The following is a 20210-nucleotide window of genomic DNA, read 5'->3' on the forward strand; positions in this document are numbered from 1 at the left end:
TACTATTGTCAAGTTTTTTGGGGAATCTCCACATTTCGCAACGCATAAAGAAAAAGATGTGAGAAACACAATTTTATGTTTCTCACATCTTCCATTTTTTTATCCTGAATCAGCGCGAACCGCGCCGCCCTTTACAGGACCTCTTAGTACATTCCGCCGGGCATTCCGGCACCGCCCGCGGGAGCCGCCGGCTCGGGAGCGGGGATGTCGGCCACCAGGCTCTCGGTGGTCAGCAGCATGGCCGCCACGCTGGCCGCGTTCTGCAAAGCGGAACGGGTCACCTTGGTGGGATCGATGATGCCCTTTTCCACCATGTCGCCGAACTCGTTCTTGAGAGCGTCGAAACCGAAATTCTTCTCGTTCGAGGCCTTGATCTTCTCCACGATCACCGAACCCTCGAGGCCGGCGTTCTTGGCGATCTGACGGATGGGCTCCTCCAGGGAACGGAGCACGATCTGCATACCGGTCTTCTCGTCGCCATGAGCGGACTTGATCAGCTCTTCCACCGCGGAAGCCACGCTGATGAGGGCCGTGCCGCCGCCAGGGACGATGCCCTCTTCCACGGCAGCCCGGGTGGCCGCCAGGGCGTCCTCGATGCGAAGCTTACGCTCCTTCATCTCGACTTCGGTGGCAGCGCCCACGTTGACCACGGCCACGCCGCCGGCCAGCTTCGCGAGGCGCTCCTGAAGCTTCTCACGGTCGTAATCGGAGGTAGTCTCCTCGATCTGGGAGCGGATGGAGGAGATGCGGGCCTTGATCTCGGAAGGATCGCCGTTGCCCTCCACGATGGTGGTGTTTTCCTTGTCAACCTTGATCTGATGGGCGCTGCCCAGCATGTCAAGGGTCACGTCCTTGAGCTCGATGCCCAGCTCATTGGATACGAACTGGCCGCCGGTCAGGATAGCGATATCCTCCAGCATGGCCTTCCTGCGGTCGCCAAAGCCGGGGGCCTTGACCGCGACGGAGGTGAAGGTGCCGCGCAGCTTGTTGACCACCAGGGTGGCCAGCGCTTCGCCTTCCACATCCTCGGAGATGATGAGCAGCTTCTTGCCCACCTGCATGATCTGCTCGAGCAGGGGCAGGATCTCCTGGATGTTCGAGATCTTCTTCTCGGTGATGAGGATCACCGGATTATCCAGCACGGCTTCCATCTTCTCGGTGTCGGTCACCATGTAGGAGGAAGCATAGCCGCGGTCGAACTGCATGCCTTCCACCAGCGTGAGCTCGGTCTTCATGGTCTTGGACTCCTCAACGGTGATCACGCCGTCGTTGCCCACCTTTTCCATGGCCTCGGCGATCAGCTGGCCGATCTCATCGCTGCCGGAGGAGATGGCGGCGATCTGGGCGATGGACTGCTTGCTCTCCACAACCTTGGAGATGCTCTTGAGGTGCTCCACGACCGCTTCCACGGCCTTTTGGATGCCCTTCATCATGATCATGGGATTGGCGCCGGCGGCCACGTTCTTCACGCCCTCGCGGATGATGGACTTGGCGAGCAGGATGGCGGTGGTGGTGCCGTCGCCGGCCACGTCGTTGGTCTTGGTGGCAACTTCCTTGACGAGCTGGGCGCCCATGTTCTCAAAGGGGTCCTCCAGCTCGATCTCCTTTGCGATGGTCACGCCGTCATTGGTGATGAGGGGCGCGCCGAATTTCTTTTCCAAAACAGCGTTGCGGCCCTTGGGGCCCATGGTGGTGACGACCGAATCGGCCAGGGCGTTGACGCCCTTTTCCAAAGCGCGGCGAGCCTCTTCGCCGTAAATCATTTGCTTAGCCATTTCAATGATTCCTCCTTATTATTCCACGATCGCGAGAATGTCGTTTTGACGGACCAGGATCATTTCCTCACCGTCGAACTTCACTTCCGTGCCAGCATACTTGGAGTAGATGACCTTGTCGCCGGCCTTCACGTGCATGGTCACGTCCTTGCCGTCCACGACGCCGCCGGGACCCACGGCCAAAACTTCAGCCATCTGGGGCTTCTCCTGGGCGCTGCCGGGAAGCACGATGCCGCTTTTGGTGGTCTCTTCGCTCTCGCAGCTCTTGATGAGAACGCGGTCTCCCAAAGGTTTAATATTCATGGATATTTCCCTCCTTGGTGTATTTGCTTTATTAGCACTCATTTGACCCGAGTGCTAACATCTGCATCTACTATAACCAATCTTTGCCGGATTGGCAAGTATTTTTTGCAAAAAAGTTTGCTTTTTTGATTTTGACCCCGGGGGAACATTCTAAACAGCGGAGGCGGACAATTTTGTCCTTCCTCCCAAATAATAAAGGAATCGACAAGGGCGCCGTGGAATACTGCAAAAAACGTGCAAAGGGGAGGGCGCAATGGATAAATGGGATCATCGATTCATGGAACTGGTACAGGTGATTGCGGGCTGGTCCAGCTGCTATCAGGAGAACCGGAAGATCGGGGCGGTCATCGTGCGGGACAAGCGCATCATCACCACCGGCTATAACGGCGCGCCGGCGGGCATGGCTTCCTGCGTGCAGCGGCAGCAGTGCCTCAGGCGGGACATGGACATTCCCTCGGGCACCCGGCATGAGCTGTGCTGGGCCATCCATGCGGAGCAGAACGCCCTCATCCAGGCGGCCAAGCTGGGCATCAGCGTGGACGGCGCCACGCTGTACTGCACCCATCAGCCCTGCGCCATCTGCGCGAAGCTCATCGTCAATGCGGGGATCGAGCGGCTGGTGTACGGCCAGGGCTATCCCGACGAATTTGCCGCCCGCATCCTGAACGAGGCGGCGGTGCTGGTGGAAAAATACGACTACGAGACCAAGTCCATCATTCACGAATAGGAGCCAAGGCATGATCGAACTCAAGTTTGGAAGGGATGCGCTGCGTCTCGAAGTCCCGGAAGAGAATCTTCTGGGCGTCATCACCGGCAATTTCCCTGAAACGCCCACCGAAGGGGAGGAGCGGGAGAAGTTGTGCCGCGCCCTGCGGCAGCCCCTGGGCACTCCGCCGCTGCGGGAGCTGGCGCGGCCGGGTGAGCGGGTGGTCATCATGGCCAGTGACATCACCCGCCCCTCGCCCTCCTACAAACTCCTGCCGCCGGTGCTGGACGAGCTTTCGGCGGCGGGGGTGCGGGACGAGGATGTGACGGTGCTCTTCGGCATGGGCATCCATCGGGCCCACACGGCGGCGGAGCACGAAAGGCTGGTGGGTGAGGCGGTGTACCGCCGGGTCCGCTGCATGGATTCCACCGAGGGGGAATACGTGCTGGTGGGCACCTCCAGCCGGGGCACGCCTTATTATGTAAACAAAATCCTGACGGAGTGCGACCGGGTCATCTGCACCGGCAACATTGACTATCATTATTTTGTGGGCTATTCCGGCGGGGCGAAGGCCGTGCTGCCCGGCGCGGCCAACTACGAAACCATCCGGGCGAACCACAGCATGAACCTTCTGCCGGGGGCGGGTACGGGAAGGCTTTCCGGCAATCCGGTGCGGGAGGACATCGACGAGATCGGGAAATTCCTCAAGATCGACTTCATCCTGAACGTGGTGCTGGATGAGCAAAAGCGCATCCTCGCCGCCTTTGCCGGGGATTACCTTGCGGCGCACCGGGCGGGCTGCGCCTATCTTGACACCGTCTACGCCCATCCCATCCATGAGCTTGCGGACATCGTGGTGGTCAGCTGCGGCGGCTATCCCAAGGATATCAACCTCTACCAGGCCCAGAAGGCGCTGGACAACGGTGCCTACGCCGTGAAGGAGGGGGGCGCCATCCTGTGGGTGGGCGCCTGCGGTGAGGGCTACGGCGAGGCGACCTTTGAAAAATGGGTGCGGGAGAGCACCTCCCCGAAGGATCTGACGGAGCGCATCCGCCGCGAGTTCGTGCTGGGCGGCCACAAGGCGGCGGCCATCGCCAGGGTGCTGCAAAAAGCGGATGTCTACATGATCACCGACCTTGAGGCCGGGGCGGTGGAGCGGCTTTATATGAAGCACCGCCCGCCGGAGGCGCTGCAGGAGACCTTGAACGGGGTGATAGCCGAAAAGGGCGGGAGCCGGGCCAAGGTCTGGGTTATTCCCCAGGCGGGTTCCCTATTTCCGAAGCTGCAAAGCTGAAAACCCCGAAAAGATCGCGTTTACCCTTCTTTGAGGGCCCTCAGGGACCGGTTTGCCGGTCCTTTTTTAACGCCCTTTTTCCTGGACAACTTTTTCCCCCGGATGTTTGTACCGGATACATATTCCCATATCCCGAGGCATAATCATGTAACATCACCCAGAGGAATGGAGGATAGGGAACATGCGTTATCAATCTTCAAGGCGGAGAAAAAGGGCCACCCGGAGCAGGGGGTACGCCAAGGCGTTTCTGCTTTTGGCGGCGGCGGGCCTTTTGGTCTATCTGGTGACGGCCACGGCGGCGGGGAGCTGGATTGCGGAGCACGTGACGGGCCCGCTTTTCGGGGGCGAGCCGAAGGCCACCGGGGGCGTGCTGGCCTCGCCCATCCCCACCGACGGCGAAGAAGCCACGCCGGCGCCGGCGGGGGCCTATGAGACCCAGACCGTGAGCGTGGGGGGCACCACGCTGTACTGCATTCAGCTCGGCGCCTTCTCGGACAAGGCCAACGCCGAGACCCAGGCCGAGGACGACAGCCTCAAGGGGGGCGCGGGCTACATCGCCTACGACGGCAAGCACCGGCTTCTTACCAGCGGCTTTGGCGGCGAGGCGGAGGCGAAGGCGGCGGTGGACCGGCTGAAGGCGGAGGACGGCGTGGAAAGCGTCATCTATCCCATGCAGGTGGGCCAGCTGAACCTCAAGATCACCGCAGCTGAGGCGGATGTGGAAACCCTGAGGAGCGCCTTCGAGGGCTATGACGGCGCCGCGGCAAAGCTTCGGGAGATCAGCGCCTCCCTGGCGTCGGGCAGCCTGGACGGGGACGGGGCCCGCACCGCCATAAAGGAACAGCAGACGGCCCTTGCCGCCCATAGGGACGCCATCGCCGCCCTTTGCGAAAAGAATCCCGGACTGCCCGCTTTCGTGGGCCTTGAGACCATGCTGACTTCGGCGGAGAAAAATTTGGACGCGCTTACAGCGGATACCTCTCTTTCTAATGTAGCTTTTTCGTCAAAAATCAAGTATACTTATATCGATATGACAAGCCTGTACAAAACCTACGTCACCGACCTGACGCAGCAATCGGCGAAAAAAGCGAATTAGGAAAGGATGAAGATCCATGAAGATTGGTGAAATTAAGGAATCTTTGGAAGCCGAGGTCCTGTGCGGCGAAGATTTGATGGATTTGGAGATTCTTTCGGGGTGCGGTGCGGATCTGATGAGCGACGTGCTGGCCTTTGTGAAGGAGAAGATTGTACTCCTGACGGGACTGACCAATCCTCATGTGATCCGTACGGCGGAGATGCTGGACGTGTCCTGCATCGTCTTTGTCCGGGGCAAGAAGCCCACCCCCGATATCCTGGAGATGGCCACCGAGCGGGGCATCGCCGTTTTAAGCACCGGCGAGACCCTGTTCACGGCCTGCGGCAGACTCTATGAGAAGGGCCTTCGGGGCGGAACGGGGGCTTACTGAAATGGAAGAGAACGTATTTACGGAAGTGCATCAAGTGAAGGCCGGCGATTTCGCCAGCGCCGGGGAGGCGTCCAGCCATTTCAAGCGGGTCTTAAAGCAGCTGGGCATCGACGGCGACCTGGTGCGGCGCGCCTCCATCATGTCCTATGAAGCGGAGCTCAACCTGGTGATCCACAGTGAGGGCGGCGAGCTCAAGCTGGAGGTGTCCCCGGAGCATGTCCGCATCATCTCCGAGGATGTGGGCCCGGGCATCGAGGATATCGACCTTGCCATGACGGCGGGCTATTCCACGGCGCCGGACAGCGTGCGGATGATGGGCTTTGGCGCGGGCATGGGCCTATGCAACATGGAGCGCTGCGCCGACGATTTTCAGATCAGCTCCTCCAAGGCGGGGACGAAGATCTCGATGACGATGAATCTCTAAAGAAGAACCTCTTATAGATAGAAGGGATGTTTGTGAACGAGAGCACCTACTACCATTCCGTGCGTTTGGACAAGGATAAATGCACGGGCTGTACCAACTGCCTGAAGCGGTGCCCCACCGAGGCGATCCGGGTGCGGGACGGCAAGGCCACCATCATCGGGGAGCGGTGCATCGACTGCGGCGAGTGCATTCGGGTGTGCCCCTACCATGCCAAGGTGGCGGTGACGGACGAGCTGTCCTCCATCAACCGCTTCAAGTATTCCATCGCCCTGCCGGCGCCCACCCTCTACGGCCAGTTCAAGAATCTGCCCAACATCAACCGGGTTCTGGCGGGCCTCAAGATGATGGGCTTCAGCGCCGTGTACGAGGTGGCGGCGGGGGCGGACATCGTCTCCCACGCGGTGGCGGAGCATCTGAAGAAGGAGGATGTTCCCAAGCCCCTCATCTCTTCGGCCTGCCCGGCCATCCTGCGGCTGATCCGGGTGCGCTTTCCCGAGCTGATCGACCACATCGTGCCCATTCAGTCCCCCATGGAGGTGGCGGCCAGCCTGGCCAAGCTCCACTTCGCGAAGGAGAACGGCGTGGCCGTGGAGGATATCGGCGCCTTTTTCATCACGCCCTGCCCGGCGAAGATGACCAGCATCCGAAGCTCCCTCACGGTGGAGGATTCGAGCGTGGACGGCGCCATCTCCATCATGGACATGTACGGCCTTTTGAACAGCCAGGTCAAAAAGCCCGATTCGGACGAATCCCTGCAGCACGCCACCTACTACGGCGTGGGCTGGGCCAATTCCGGCGGCGAGACCACGGCGGTGGGCTGCGACAACGCCATGGCGGTGGACGGCATCTGGAACGTGATCCGGGTGCTGGAGGAGATCGAGAACAACAAGCTGAGCGACCTCGAGTTCTTCGAGGGCCTGGCCTGTCCCGGCGGCTGCGTGGGCGGTCCGCTGGTCTTTGAGAACGGCTTCGTGGCGAAAAACCGCATCCGAAAGCTCATCGAGACCCTCCCCAAGGCCCGGGCGGAGGCGGGGGAGATCGAGAAGGAGCTGGCCGCATTCGATGTGCGCAGCACCAAGGAAATCAAGCCCCTGCCGGTGATGAAGCTGGACGACAACATCGTGGTGGCGCTGAAGAAGATGGAGCGGATGGAGTCCATTGCGGCGAACCTGCCCGGACTGGACTGCGGCTCCTGCGGCGCGCCCTCCTGCCGGGCCCTGGCCGAGGATATCGTGCAGGGCAACGCGGTGGAGATGGACTGCATCTTCAAGCTGAAGGAGAAGGTCAGGAAGCTGGCCCTCGAGATGGTGGAACTGTCAAAGGAGGAGAATAAATGACCCTGAAGGATTTGCTGGAAAAGACCGACTCCGAACTGCTGACCCCGGACGCCGACCTCACCCGGGAGGTCACGGGCTGCTACATCGGGGACCTTTTGAGCTGGGTGATGGCCCATGCCGGGGCGGGCTCGGCATGGATCACCGTGCAGACCCACCTCAACGTGATCGCCGTGTCCACGCTCCTTGATCTCGCCTGTGTGATCAATCCCGAAGGGGTGGAGATGGAAAAGGTGTCCCTTGAAAAGGCCATGGAGAAGGAAGTCCCCGTTTTGAGGAGCGCAATGACCGCCTATGAGCTGGCCGTGAAGCTCCACGAGCTGGGCGTTTCGTAAAATGAAACTGGCGGTGGATCTTCATATCCATTCCTGCCTTTCCCCCTGCGGGGAGGATGAGATGACCCCCAACAACATCGTGGGTATGGCGGCCCTCAAAGGCCTCGGAGCCATTGCGGTCACCGACCACAACGGCTATCAGAACGCGGCCGCGGTGGCGTCGGTGGGAAGCGATATGGGCCTTGTCGTGGTGCCGGGCATGGAAGTGACCGACCGGGAGGAGGTCCATCTGCTTTGTTATTTTCCCGATGTGGCGGCGCTCACCGCCTTCGGGGAGATCATTCAAAGCCATCTGCCCGGCATACCCAACCGGCCGGACTACTTCGGCAGCCAGATCATCATGAACGAGATGGACGAGCCCATGGGCACGCTGGACCCGCTGCTCATTCCCGGCATCTCCCTTTCCATGGAGGAGGTCTACAGCCTCGCCCGGGAGCACGGCGGCGTGATGGTGCCCGCCCACATCAACCGGGGGAGCCACAGCATCCTGGCGAACCTGGGCTTCATGCCCGCGTTTCCGCCCTTCCCCGCGGTGGAGGCGGTGAAGGAGGGGCTGCCCCTGCCTGATCTCACCGATAAGCTGGTCCTTCGCTCCTCCGACGCCCACAACCTCGGCGCCATCCTGGAGCAGGAGTTTTTCCTGGAGGTGGAGCAGCCCAGCGCGAAGGGAATTCTGGATGTCTTGGCGAAGGGTCTCAAAAAATGAAGGAAAAGGCGCTTTTACCCTAATTTAAGCCGCTTTTTTTGTCAAAATCTTAGAAAAAAGGTGTACGAGAAGGGCTTATCTATGTTACAATAACTCGGATACCTTTGATAGATTTATATCAAATTTAGGATATCAATATCAAGGAGGTAAGACGATTATGTCCCACGAAACCCAGGAAAAGGCTGCCCAGCTTCAGGCCGTCATTGAAGAGTACAAGGGCAAGCCGGGCAATCTGATGCCCGTGATGCAGAAGGCACAGGGTATCTACGGCTATCTTCCGCTGGAAGTGCAAAACGCCATCGCCGAAGGGCTGGATGTGCCCATGACCGAAGTGTACGGCGTGGCCACGTTCTATTCCCAGTTCAACCTTGAGCTCAAGGGCAAGTACACCATCGGTGTGTGCCTGGGCACGGCCTGCTACGTGAAGAACTCCCAGAAGGTTCTGAACGCACTGGCTGAGGCGCTTGGCATCGAGGTGGGCAAGACCACTCCCGATGGACTTTTCACGCTGGAAGCCACCCGCTGTCTTGGCTGCTGCGGCCTGGCGCCGGTGATGATGATCAACAACGACGTTTACGGAAGGCTGAAGCCTGAGGAAGTGAAGGGCATCCTGGAGAAGTACAAGGAAGCGTAAGCATGAAGGATATATCCTTGCACATGCTGGATATCGTGGAGAACTCCGTGCGGGCGGAGGCGAAGAACATCGCCGTCGAGGTCGCGGAGGACACCAGGGCCGATACCCTGAGCATGACGGTGAGCGACGACGGCAAAGGCATGAGTCCGGAGCTGGTTCAAAGGGTGAGCGATCCCTTTGTCACCAGCAGGACCACCCGCAAGGTGGGCCTTGGGATACCTCTGCTCCGGAGCAATGCCGAACAGTCGGGCGGATACGTGGTCCTCACTTCAAAGCTCGGGGAGGGCACGCGGATTCAGGCGGTGTTTGGTCTTACCAACATCGACCGGCCGCCCCTTGGCAACATTGCCGAGACCATGGCCTCGCTTATCCTTTGCAACCCGGATCTTGAATTTCGCTATGTGCACCGCCGGGACGGCGAGGAGATCGTCCTCGACACCCGGGAGATGCGGGAGATTCTGGGACCGGAAGTACCCCTGTCCGACCCGTCGGTGGCCGAATGGGTTCGGGCCTACTTGCAGGAGAACATCGTTTCATTACATGGAGGTGCGGATTATGAAGTCTATTAAGGAACTCGAGGAGATTCGTCAAAGAACCCTTAACAATATCAACCTGCGCAAGGACCGGGAGAACGGCACCCGGATTGTGGTGGGCATGGCCACCTGCGGAATCTCCGCCGGCGCCCGTCCCGTTCTCATGGAGCTGGTTGAGGAAGTGAAAAAGCGCAGCCTGCAGGATGTGACCGTCTCCCAGACGGGCTGCATCGGGCTTTGCCAGTACGAGCCCATCGTCGAGGTTTTCAAGCCCGGCGAGGAGAAGTGCACCTATGTGCACATGACCCCCGAGAAGGCCCGCCGCGTTGTCGCGGAACATATCGTCAACAATCAGCCGGTTCACGAGTATCTGATCGGCAACGTAAAATCATAATCGGTGATTTTTGAGGAGGTAAGTAAAGCATGGACATGTTTCGTTCCCACGTTTTAATATGTGGCGGTACCGGCTGCACGTCTTCCGGCTCCCAGGAGGTCATGGACACCTTTGAGAAGGAGATCGCGAAGAACGGCCTGGAGAAGGAAGTTAAAGTGGTGCGCACCGGCTGCTTCGGTTTGTGCGAGATGGGCCCCGTCGTGATCGTTTATCCCGAGGGTTCCTTCTACAGCCGCGTGAAGGCCGACGACGTTTCTGAAATCGTCAGCGAGCACCTTTTGAAGGGCCGCATCGTCACCCGTCTGCTCTATGAGGAAGCGGTGGTCGACGAGAATGAGATCCGCTCCCTGGACGAGGTGGATTTCTACAAGAAGCAAAAGCGTATTGCCCTTCGCAACTGCGGCGTCATCGATCCCGAGATCATTGACGAATATATCGCCTTCGACGGCTACAAGGCTTTGGCGAAGGCTTTGACCGAGATGACCCCCGAGGAGGTCATCGATACGATCAAGAAGAGCGGACTGCGCGGCCGCGGCGGCGCCGGTTTCCCCACCGGCATGAAGTGGGACTTCACCTATAAGGCCAAGGGCGACCAGAAGTTTGTGTGCTGCAACGCCGACGAAGGCGACCCCGGCGCGTTCATGGACCGCTCCATTTTGGAGGGCGATCCCCACAGCGTCATCGAGGCCATGGCCATCGCCGCCTACACCGTGGGCGCCGATCAGGGCTACGTGTACGTCCGGGCCGAGTACCCCATCGCGGTGCACCGCCTCCAGATCGCCATCGATCAGGCCAAGGAGTACGGCCTTCTGGGCAAGAACATCCTTGGAACCGACTTCTGCTTTGATCTTGATATCCGCCTTGGCGCCGGCGCCTTCGTGTGCGGCGAGGAAACGGCCCTCATGACCTCCATCGAAGGTCATCGCGGCGAGCCCCGTCCCCGTCCGCCCTTCCCGGCGAACAAGGGTCTTTTTGGCAAGCCCACGCTCCTCAATAACGTGGAAACCTATGCCAACATTCCCGTGATCATCAACAACGGCTGGGAATGGTTTGCCGAAATGGGCACCGAGAAATCCAAGGGCACCAAGGTGTTCGCCCTCGGCGGTAAAATCAACAACACCGGCCTTGTGGAGATCCCCATGGGCACCACCCTCCGGGAGATCATCTACGACATCGGCGGCGGCATCCCGAACGGCAAGAAGTTCAAGGCGGCCCAGACCGGCGGACCTTCCGGCGGCTGCATCCCCGCCTCCAAGATCGACACCATGATCGACTACGATTCGCTGATGGCCATCGGCTCCATGATGGGCTCCGGAGGACTCATCGTCATGGACGAGGACAACTGCATGGTGGATATCGCCAGGTTCTTCCTGGATTTCACCGTGGATGAGTCCTGCGGCAAGTGCCCGCCCTGCCGGATCGGCACGCGGCGGATGCTGGAGATTTTGGAACGCATCGTGGAAGGCAAGGGCGAGGAAGGCGACATCGAGAAGCTGGAAACCCTGGGCAAGAACATCAAGGAGTCGGCGCTGTGCGGCCTTGGCCAGACGGCTCCGAACCCGGTGCTGTCCACCATCCACTACTTCCGCGACGAGTACGAAGCGCACATCAAGGAGAAGCGCTGCCCGGCCGGCCACTGCCAGGCTTTGCTCGAGTACTACATCGAGCCCGACAAGTGCCGCGGCTGCACCCTGTGCGCCCGTCAGTGCCCCGTTGGCTGTATCTCCGGCAAGGTCAAGGAGCCCCATGTGATCGACACCAAGAAGTGCATCAAGTGCGGCGCCTGTATGTCGGCCTGTAAGTTCGGTGCGGTTATTAAACGATAAGAGTCTTGCAAAAGGAGTGAAATAGATGGTTTCATTGACGATTGATGGCATCAAGGTGACCGTTCCCGAAAACACGACCGTGCTCGAGGCGGCTCGCCAAGCCAATATCCATATTCCCACCCTGTGCTACCTCAAGGGCGTCAATCAGATCGGCGCCTGCCGGATGTGCCTGGTGGAAGTGAAGGGCGGACGGGCCCTGCAGGCGGCCTGCGTCTATCCCGTATCCGAGGGTATGGAGGTATACACCAACAACGCCCGTATCCGCAACGCCCGCAAGGTGAACCTGGAGCTCATCCTGTCCAACCATGACAGGGCGTGCCTCACCTGCGTGCGCAACCAGAACTGCGAGCTGCAGTCCCTGGCCGAAGAGCTGGGCATCCGGGAGATCGGTTTCGACGGCGTGCAGATTGAGCGCCCCATCGATACGTCCTCTCCCTCCATCGTCCGGGATCCCAACAAGTGCATTCTGTGCCGCCGCTGCGTAGCCACCTGCCAGAACATTCAGAAGATCGGCGTGATCGGCGCTACGAACCGCGGCTTCAACACCATTATCGAGCCCGTCTTCGATATGAAGATCGGCGACGTGCCCTGCGTCAACTGCGGACAGTGCATCATGGCCTGCCCGGTCGGCGCCTTGAGGGAGAAGGACAGTACCCAGAAGGTCTGGGATGCTCTGGCCGATCCCACGAAGCACGTGGTGGTGCAGCCCGCGCCGGCGGTCCGCGTGGCCCTTGGCGAGGAGTTTGGTATGCCGATGGGCACCGTGGTCACCGGGAAATTGGCGGCCGCCCTGCGCAAGATGGGCTTTGACGCGATCTTTGACACCAACTACGGCGCCGACCTCACCATCATGGAGGAGGCCAGCGAGCTCATCGAGCGGGTGACGAAGGGCGGCAAGCTGCCCATGATCACCTCCTGCAGCCCGGGCTGGGTGAAGTTCTGCGAGCACTTCTATCCCGAGTTCCTGGATAACCTTTCCACCTGCAAATCGCCTCACGAGATGCTGGGCGCCATCATCAAGAGCTACTATGCCCAGAAGCAGGGCATCGATCCCAAAAACATCGTGACCGTCTCCGTTATGCCCTGCGTGGCCAAGAAGTTCGAGGCGGGCCGCGACGAGCTGTCCGTGAACGGTCTGCAGGATGTGGATCTTGTCATCACCACCCGGGAGCTGGCCCGCATGATCAAGGAAGCGGGCATCAACTTCCCCGAGCTTCCCGATGAGGATTTCGATCCCATCTTCGGCGATTCCACCGGCGCGGCGGCTATCTTCGGCGCCACCGGCGGCGTGATGGAAGCGGCCCTTCGTACCGCCTACGAGTTCATCACTGGAGGGACACTGGAGAAGGTGGATTTTGAGGACGTGCGCGGCATCGCCGGCGTGAAGGAAGCCACCGTGAAGATCGGTGATATGGATGTGAAGGTGGCTGTGGCCAGCGGTACCGGCAACGCGAGAAAGATTCTTGATGCGGTGAAGGCCGGCGAAAAGGACTATCACTTCATCGAGGTCATGGGCTGCCCCGGCGGCTGCGTGACCGGCGGCGGACAGCCCATCGTCAGCGCCAAGGTGCGCATGGAGAAGGATCCCCGGGTGGAGCGTGCGAAGGCCATCTACAGTGTGGATAAGGACTTGCCCCTCCGCAAATCCCACGAGAACCCCTCCATCAAGAAGCTGTACGACGAATATCTGGAGAAGCCGGGCAGCCATCGCTCCCACGAGCTGCTCCACACCCACTACGTACCCCGCAAGCGGTATTAAGCTGCTTAGCCCAGCCGGCGTGAGGAAACTCACGCCGGCTTTTGCATAAGGAGGAGACATCATGTACCAAACCTTGCTGCTGGACGCCGACGGCACCCTGTTTGATTTCGACGCCGCCGAGCGCCGGGCTTTTGAAAAAACCTGTGGGGCCATGGGTCTTGCATACACCGAGGGCTTCTATCGCCGCTACCAGGCCGCCAACGCCGCCTGCTGGCGCAAGTACGAGAAGGGGGAGATCACCAAGCCCCAGCTCCAGTACGACCGGTTCGCCGCGCTGGTCGATTTTTCCGATCCCGCGGCGGCCAATGAAGCCTACGTGGGCTTCCTCGCCCGGGGCAGCCAGCTGATGCCGGAAAGCGTGCCCGTGCTCACCGCCCTTAAAGCCATGACGCCGGCGCGGAAGTGCTGCATCATCACCAACGGCATCGACAGGGTGCAGCGCCAGCGCCTTCGGGATTCGGCCATCGCGCCCCTCATCGATGGCATCGTCACCTCCGAGGAGGCGGGCGCGGTCAAGCCGGCGGCGGGCTTTTTCGAGTACGCCTTCCGGAAGCTGGGCCTCACGGAGAAGGGGGACGCGCTGGTGGTGGGGGATTCCATGATTACGGACATCGCCGGCGGGGCAAACTATGGCCTTGATACCTGCCTGGTGGATTACGAAGGGAGCTACGGCGGGGAAGCGCCCCGGCCCACCCACGTGATTCGAAGGTTAACGGACCTGCTGGCGCTGGTATAACTTGCCGGTGGCCATGATTTTTGATAATATAAATAAGTTGGGAAATTTCGCTGGGGAGGACGAGCATGGCAGAGAAATATGACGCCGGAAAAATTCAGGTGCTGGAGGGGCTGGACGCCGTTCGGATGCGGCCGGGCATGTACATCGGCAGCACCAACAGCCGGGGGCTCCATCACCTTTTGTGGGAGATCGTGGACAACGCCATCGACGAGGCGGCCAACGGTTACGCCACCAAGGTGGAGGTCATTCTCCATAAGGACGGCTCGGCCACCGTCACCGACAACGGCCGGGGCATCCCCGTGGACAAGCATCCCCAGCTGGGCGTGTCCGGCGTGGAGGTCGTCTACACCCAGCTCCATGCCGGCGGCAAGTTCAACAACGAGAATTACGCCTATTCCGGCGGCCTGCACGGCGTGGGCGCCTCGGTGGTGAACGCCCTGTCCGAATGGCTGACGGTGGAGGTCTACACCGATTGGAGCGCCTACCGGCAGGAGTTTGAGAGCCGCTACGATCCGAAGACGAAGAAGATCCTTTCCGGCCATCCCAAGGGGCCGCTGGAGCGGCTGGGCAACACGAGAAAGAAGGGAACCAAGGTCACCTTCCTGCCGGACAGCCGGGTCTTTGAGACCATCGAGTTCGGCCACGACACCGTCAAGCGCCGTCTCAAGGAACTGGCCTTTTTGAACGACGGCGTGGAGATCGTCTTTATTGACGAACGCCGCCGGGAGGAGAAAGGGCCGTACAAGCGGAGCTACTGCTACCACCGCGGCTTGGCGGACTTCATTGAATATGTAAACAAAGACAAGAACGCGCTGCACGAATCTCCCATTCTTTTGCAGGGTGAAAAAGAGGGCATTCGCATTCAAATTGCCGTGCAGTACACCGACTCCTACACGGAGAATATTTTTTCTTATGTAAATAATATTCCCACCCCCGAGGGCGGCACCCACGAGACGGGGTTCAAGGCCGGCCTCACCAAGGTGATGAACGACACCGCGAGGCGTCTCGGCGTGCTGAAGGAGAAGGACAGCAACCTTTCCGGCGAGGATTACCGGGAGGGCATCACCGCCATCCTCTCCCTCAAGATGAAGAACATTCAGTTTGAGGGCCAAACCAAGGCGAAGCTGGGCAATTCCGAGGCGAGGACCGCGGTGGACGCCGTCACTCAGGAGCAGCTCTCCCAGTATTTTGAAGAGCTGGCCAACCAGGAGACCGCCCAGAAGATCCTCACCAAGGCCGTGCAGGCGGCGAAGGTGCGGGAGGCTTCGAGGAAGACCAAGGAGACCATCCGCAAGATGAACAAGCTGGACAGTGCGCCTCTCGTGGGCAAGCTCTCCAGCTGCACCGGCAGAAAGCCGGTGGACAATGAGCTTTTCATCGTGGAGGGCGACTCCGCCGGCGGCTCCGCCAAGCAGGGCCGGGACCGGCGCTATCAGGCCATCCTGCCCCTTCGGGGCAAGCCCCTCAACGCCGAGAAGAAGCGGTTGGACCAGGTCCTCGAAAACGAGGAGTTCCGTACCATCATCACGGCGCTGGGCACGGGCATTGGCGACGACTTCAACGTGAAGGCCCTGCGCTACCACAAGGTGATCATCCTGGCCGATGCGGATCAGGACGGCGGACACATCCGGGCGATCCTTCTCACCTTCTTCTTCCGCTACATGCGGGAGCTCATCACCGAGGGCCACGTGTACATCGGCCAGCCGCCGCTATACCGCATCAAGAAGGGCGCGAAGGAGGAATACGTCTATGACGACCGGGCGCTGCAAAAGGCGCTCAAAAAGTACGGCAAGGGCTACACCATCCAGCGCTACAAGGGCCTGGGGGAGATGGACGCCAGTCAGCTTTGGGAGACCACCATGGACCCCCTTCATCGCAACCTGGTGCAGGTGAACGTTGAGGACGCCGCCGAGGCGGACCGGGTGGTGACTATTTTGATGGGGGACAAGGTGGAGCCCCGCAAGGAATATTTGAGCGAATACGCCAACTTCAACCGGGTGGACGAGTTCGAGAACATGGAGGTGAACCATGCCGAGTAAGCGAAAGGAGCCGCCGAAGCCCACCGGCACCATTCAGCAGCGGTCGGTGGAGGATGTGCTGCACAACTCCATGATCCCCTACGCGGAATACGTGATTTTGGAGCGGGCGCTGCCCCGGGTGGAGGACGGCCTCAAGCCGGTGCAGCGCAGGATCATCTACACCATGTTCGAGCTTGGGATCACGCCGGACAAGCCCCACAGGAAATCCGCCCGCATCGTGGGCGACACCCTTGGAAAATACCATCCCCACGGGGATACGGCGGTGTACGACGCCATGGTGCGCATGGCCCAGGACTTCAATATGCGCTATCTATTGGTGGACGGGCACGGCAATTTCGGATCGGTGGACGGCGACTCGGCGGCGGCCATGCGTTACACCGAGGCGCGCCTGACCGAGCTTGCCATGGAGCTGATCCGGGACCTGGATAAGGACACGGTGCCCTTCAGCCTGAATTTCGACGACACCATGAAGGAGCCGGATCTCTTTCCCGGACGGTTCCCCAATCTTCTGGTGAACGGCGCCTCCGGCATCGCCGTGGGCCTTGCCACCAACATCCCGCCCCACAACCTCGGCGAGGTGATCGACGGGGTTATCGCCCAGATTGACGACCCGGATATCACGCTGGAAGGGCTGATGGAGCACGTCAAGGGCCCGGATTTTCCCACCGGCGGCACGCTCATCGGCACCGCGGAGATCAGGAAGGCCTATGAGACGGGCCGGGGCCGCATGGTCGTCCGGGCGGTCTGCCATATCGAGGAGAGCACGGCGGGACGGAGAAACATCGTCATCACCGAGCTGCCCTATCAGGTGAACAAGGCCGCGCTGCTTGAAAAGATTTTGAAGCTCAGCGAGGAGCGCAAGGGCGTTCTCACGGGGATTCATGACATTCGGGACGAATCGGACCGGACCGGCATGCGGGCGGTGATTGAGGTCAAAAAGGACGCCGACGCCGAGGTGATTTTGAATTACCTCTACAAATATTCCGACCTTCAGGCGACCTTTGGCGCCAACATGGTGGCCATCGCCGACGGCAAGCCGGTGCTTATGGGCCTCAAGGCCATCAACGCCCACTACATCCAGCACCAGAAAAATGTGGTCACCCGCAGAACCCGCCACGAGCTGGCCCAGGCAAAGGCCAGGGCCCACATCCTGGAGGGTCTGGTGATCGCGGTGGAGAATATCGACGAGGTGATTCGGATCATCCGCCGGGCCGAGAGCGTGAAGGAGGCGCGGGAAAACCTCATGGCCCGCTTCGGTCTCACCCAGGTGCAGGCCCAGGCCATTCTGGATATGCGCCTTGCGCGGCTCACCGCCCTTGAGATTCTCTCCCTCAAGAAGGAGCTGGCGGAGCTCGAGAGACTGATTCGGAAGCTGGAGGGCATTCTGGGCTCGGAAAAGAAGCTCTTTGCGCTCATCAAGAGCGAGCTTCTGGAGATCAAGGCCCGCTTTGGCGATGAGCGCCGCACCCGCATCGAGGCGGACGCCGCCAAGGCCGAGATCAATCCCGAGGCCTTCAAAGTGGTGGAGGACGTGCTGGTGTGCGTGAGCCGGGGCGGCTTCGTCAAGAGCGTGAACCAGAAGAACATGGTCCGGCAGACCAACTTGGTCCGGCAGGCCAGGGAGCAGGACGGAGGCACGGCTCCGGAGGAGGTGCACCGCTTCGTCCTTGAAACGAATACCGCGGCAAAGCTCCTTCTGCTCACCAGCTTGGGCAATGCCTACCTGTGGAACGTGGAGAACCTGCCCGACGGCAAATGGAAGGACAAGGGCACCCATCTTTCCGGCATCATTCCCGGCTTCGCCAAGGAGGAAAGGGTGCTGTTCGCGGAACCGGCTTCCTTCGAGGAAGGCGGCGAGCTCAACTTCTATACCGAAAGCGGCCAGGTGAAGCGGGGCCTTCTCGCGGACTACAACCTCAAAAAGACCAAGTTCGCCGCCCTCAAGCTGAAGGAGGGGGACGGCGTGGTGAATATCGAGCGGGTTCAGCCGGATCTGAACATCCTCATGATCACGGAAAAGGGCATGAGCATCTGCTTTGGCCAGGCGGATATCCCGGTGACCGGCCGGGTGGCCGCGGGCGTCAAGGGCATCAAGCTTTCCCCGGAGGACCGGGTGGTGTTCGCCCGGCAGGTGAGCGACGAAGGCGAGGTCGTCCTTATGAGCGACGGAGGCTACGGCAAGCGCAGCCTGCTTGTGGATTATGAACCCCAGGGCCGCAACGGCAAGGGCCTTAAAACCTTTGACTTCAAAAAGAACGGCGCGAACGGCACCCGCATCGTGGCGGCATTCACCGTAAAGGAACCGCGGGACCTGGTGTTTGTGCAAAAGAGCGGGGAGCGGACGGTGCTCTCCAGCGAGGAAATTTTCATCGAGAACCGCTTCTCCAAGGGCCGGCCCATGGTGATGGTGCTCCTGGGGAACGATGTGGTGGACGCCTATCCCGCGCCGGCGGCACAGCCGGAGAATTAGAACAGCAAAAAAGCCCCCCGCGGGGGCTTTTTTTGATGGGTTCAGGATTTCGAGAGGATGCCTTCCTGCACCAGATCCCGTTTCCAGCGGTTGGATCTCATGTACGCGAGGCCCACCACGATGGACACGGCGGAGGCGATGGGCGCCGCAAGGCCGATACCGAAAAGGGGCGCCGCCGGGAAGGCGCTCTCCAGCAGGAACACCAGCGGGATGCGCACCAGGAAGGTGGACAGAAGGCCGTTGGCCATGGAAAAGACGGTGCTGCCGCAGCCGTTGAAGAAGCCGTTCATGCAGAACACGAAGGCCACCATCAAAAAGTCGAGGCTGAAGGCCCGCATGTACTGCACGCCCGCCGCCGTCACATCCCCTTCCGCGCCGAACAGTCCCATCACCGATTCCGGCGCGAGCTGCACCCACAAGAAGAACACACTGGCGGCGGCCAGGGAGAAGGCGATGCCGGTGTACATGGTTTTGCGGGCCCTCTCCGGCTGCCCGGCGCCCATGTTTTGGGCGGCCATGGAGGAGATGGCCCCGGACAGGGCCGTTGCGGGCAGCATGGCGAATCCGTCGAATTTTCCCGCGATGCCCACCGCCGCCGAGGCCGCAACGCCGAGGGCGTTCACCGCCGCGGAGATGATGAGAAAGGACAGATTGACCATGCTCTCCTGCAGGGAGATGGGAAGTCCCAGTTTTAAAATGCGCAGCGTCTTGCCCCGGTGCAGGCGAAAGCTTTTGAGTTTGAAGTCGAACAGGAAGTCCCGCCGCTTCAGGTAGATGATGGACAGCACCATGCTCACGGCCTGGGAGAGAATGGTGGCAAGAGCCGCGCCCCATGCACCCATCCCCAGGGGTCCCACAAAAAGCAGATCCAGCACGATGTTCAAAATGCAGGCAACGGCGATGAAGATGAGGGGCCGGGTGGAGTCGCCCATACCCCGGAGCACCGCGCTGATGCCGTTGTACATCAGCGTGAACAGGATGCCGCAAAAGGCCACCTGACTGTACTGCCGGGCCTGATCCAAGGCCTCCGGCGGCGTTTGAAGCCAGCCCAGGATGGGCTCCAGCATGGCGAACATCACGGCGGTGAGCACAAGCCCCGCGATGATGAACAGCGTGAGCATGGACCCGATGGTCTCGCGGATGTCGCCCTCCATTCTGGCCCCGACGTACTGGGCGATGAGGATGGTCCCGCCCAGGGTCACGCCCACCACCAGGCTGTTGATGATCATCATGATCTGGGAGCCGATGGACACCGCCGAGATGCCCGAAGCATCGGTGAACCAGCCCACCACCGCCACATCCACCGTCCCATACAGGGCCTGCAAGAAGTTGGCCGCTAAAAAAGGCAGGGCAAAAATGATGAGGTTTTTGCGAATGCTGCCTTCCGTCAGATTTCTTTGCACCAAAGTTCCTCCTTCCCTAAAAAAAGCATAAAGGATTGTCCGATTTTTTTCAACCGATATTGACTTTAGCGCC

Annotated in this window: 19 protein-coding genes; 16 read left to right on the top strand and 3 right to left on the bottom strand. The window is 60.4% G+C overall.

The features are described from left to right. Positions 1-143: 143 nt before the first annotated feature. Entirely contained in the window at positions 144-1775 is a 1632-nt protein-coding gene (groL, locus tag H8696_RS02580) for a chaperonin GroEL (RefSeq protein ID WP_249314698.1), read from the bottom strand. An 18-nt stretch (positions 1776-1793) separates the two neighbouring features. Further along, entirely contained in the window at positions 1794-2078 is a 285-nt protein-coding gene (gene groES, locus H8696_RS02585) for a co-chaperone GroES (RefSeq protein ID WP_249314699.1), read from the bottom strand. Positions 2079-2331: 253 nt separating this feature from the next. On the opposite strand from groES, the gene H8696_RS02590 reads away from it, so the two are divergent. The 16 genes from H8696_RS02590 to gyrA all read left to right on the top strand — a co-directional run bounded on the left by H8696_RS02590 (position 2332) and on the right by gyrA (position 18734). After that, a complete protein-coding gene (locus H8696_RS02590; protein WP_249314700.1) occupies positions 2332-2805 on the top strand; it encodes a deoxycytidylate deaminase in 474 nt (157 codons plus the stop codon). Positions 2806-2815: 10 nt separating this feature from the next. Next, entirely contained in the window at positions 2816-4078 is a 1263-nt protein-coding gene (locus H8696_RS02595) for a nickel-dependent lactate racemase family protein (protein ID WP_249314701.1), read from the top strand. A 181-nt stretch (positions 4079-4259) separates the two neighbouring features. After that, positions 4260-5174, top strand: a complete 915-nt coding sequence (locus H8696_RS02600) for an SPOR domain-containing protein (protein ID WP_249314702.1) — start codon at positions 4260-4262, stop codon at positions 5172-5174. Between the two features lie 16 nt (positions 5175-5190). Continuing rightward, on the top strand, positions 5191-5544 hold the full coding sequence (locus tag H8696_RS02605) for a DRTGG domain-containing protein (protein ID WP_249314703.1): 354 nt from the start codon (positions 5191-5193) through the stop codon (positions 5542-5544). A gap of 1 nt (position 5545) precedes the next feature. Next, entirely contained in the window at positions 5546-5968 is a 423-nt protein-coding gene (locus H8696_RS02610; RefSeq protein ID WP_249314704.1) for an ATP-binding protein, read from the top strand. Between the two features lie 32 nt (positions 5969-6000). Beyond that, positions 6001-7305, top strand: a complete 1305-nt coding sequence (locus H8696_RS02615; RefSeq protein WP_249314705.1) for a [Fe-Fe] hydrogenase large subunit C-terminal domain-containing protein — start codon at positions 6001-6003, stop codon at positions 7303-7305. Next, on the top strand, positions 7302-7637 hold the full coding sequence (locus H8696_RS02620; RefSeq protein WP_249314706.1) for an AraC family transcriptional regulator: 336 nt from the start codon (positions 7302-7304) through the stop codon (positions 7635-7637). Before H8696_RS02615 ends, H8696_RS02620 begins: the two co-directional genes overlap by 4 nt. Before the next feature lies 1 nt (position 7638). Further along, positions 7639-8343, top strand: coding sequence for a PHP domain-containing protein (locus H8696_RS02625; protein WP_249314707.1), 705 nt, complete (start codon positions 7639-7641; stop codon positions 8341-8343). Positions 8344-8500: 157 nt separating this feature from the next. Then, on the top strand, positions 8501-8977 hold the full coding sequence (nuoE, locus tag H8696_RS02630; RefSeq protein WP_249314708.1) for an NADH-quinone oxidoreductase subunit NuoE: 477 nt from the start codon (positions 8501-8503) through the stop codon (positions 8975-8977). A 2-nt stretch (positions 8978-8979) separates the two neighbouring features. After that, positions 8980-9546, top strand: coding sequence for an ATP-binding protein (locus tag H8696_RS02635; RefSeq protein WP_249314709.1), 567 nt, complete (start codon positions 8980-8982; stop codon positions 9544-9546). Then, positions 9530-9904, top strand: coding sequence for a (2Fe-2S) ferredoxin domain-containing protein (locus H8696_RS02640; protein ID WP_407926362.1), 375 nt, complete (start codon positions 9530-9532; stop codon positions 9902-9904). Before H8696_RS02635 ends, H8696_RS02640 begins: the two co-directional genes overlap by 17 nt. Positions 9905-9933: 29 nt before the next feature. After that, positions 9934-11730 carry an NADH-quinone oxidoreductase subunit NuoF gene (nuoF, locus tag H8696_RS02645; protein ID WP_249314711.1) on the top strand — a complete coding sequence of 599 codons (1797 nt, stop codon included), beginning with the start codon at positions 9934-9936 and terminating at the stop codon, positions 11728-11730. Positions 11731-11755: 25 nt separating this feature from the next. Next, positions 11756-13489 (top strand): NADH-dependent [FeFe] hydrogenase, group A6, encoded by a 1734-nt coding sequence (locus tag H8696_RS02650; RefSeq protein ID WP_249314712.1) that lies wholly within the window; start codon positions 11756-11758, stop codon positions 13487-13489. Between the two features lie 61 nt (positions 13490-13550). After that, a complete protein-coding gene (locus tag H8696_RS02655) occupies positions 13551-14225 on the top strand; it encodes a YjjG family noncanonical pyrimidine nucleotidase (protein ID WP_249314713.1) in 675 nt (224 codons plus the stop codon). 65 nt (positions 14226-14290) lie between these two features. Then, positions 14291-16264 carry a DNA gyrase/topoisomerase IV subunit B gene (locus tag H8696_RS02660; protein ID WP_249314714.1) on the top strand — a complete coding sequence of 658 codons (1974 nt, stop codon included), beginning with the start codon at positions 14291-14293 and terminating at the stop codon, positions 16262-16264. Next, on the top strand, positions 16254-18734 hold the full coding sequence (gene gyrA, locus H8696_RS02665) for a DNA gyrase subunit A (RefSeq protein ID WP_249314715.1): 2481 nt from the start codon (positions 16254-16256) through the stop codon (positions 18732-18734). Before H8696_RS02660 ends, gyrA begins: the two co-directional genes overlap by 11 nt. A 41-nt stretch (positions 18735-18775) precedes the next feature. Here the strand turns inward: gyrA and H8696_RS02670 are convergent, their stop codons facing one another. Beyond that, positions 18776-20137 (bottom strand): MATE family efflux transporter, encoded by a 1362-nt coding sequence (locus H8696_RS02670; protein WP_249314716.1) that lies wholly within the window; start codon positions 20135-20137, stop codon positions 18776-18778. Positions 20138-20210 lie beyond the last annotated feature (73 nt).

It is taken from the genome of Gehongia tenuis (assembly GCF_014384795.1).
GTDB lineage: Bacteria > Bacillota > Clostridia > Christensenellales > NSJ-53 > Gehongia > Gehongia tenuis.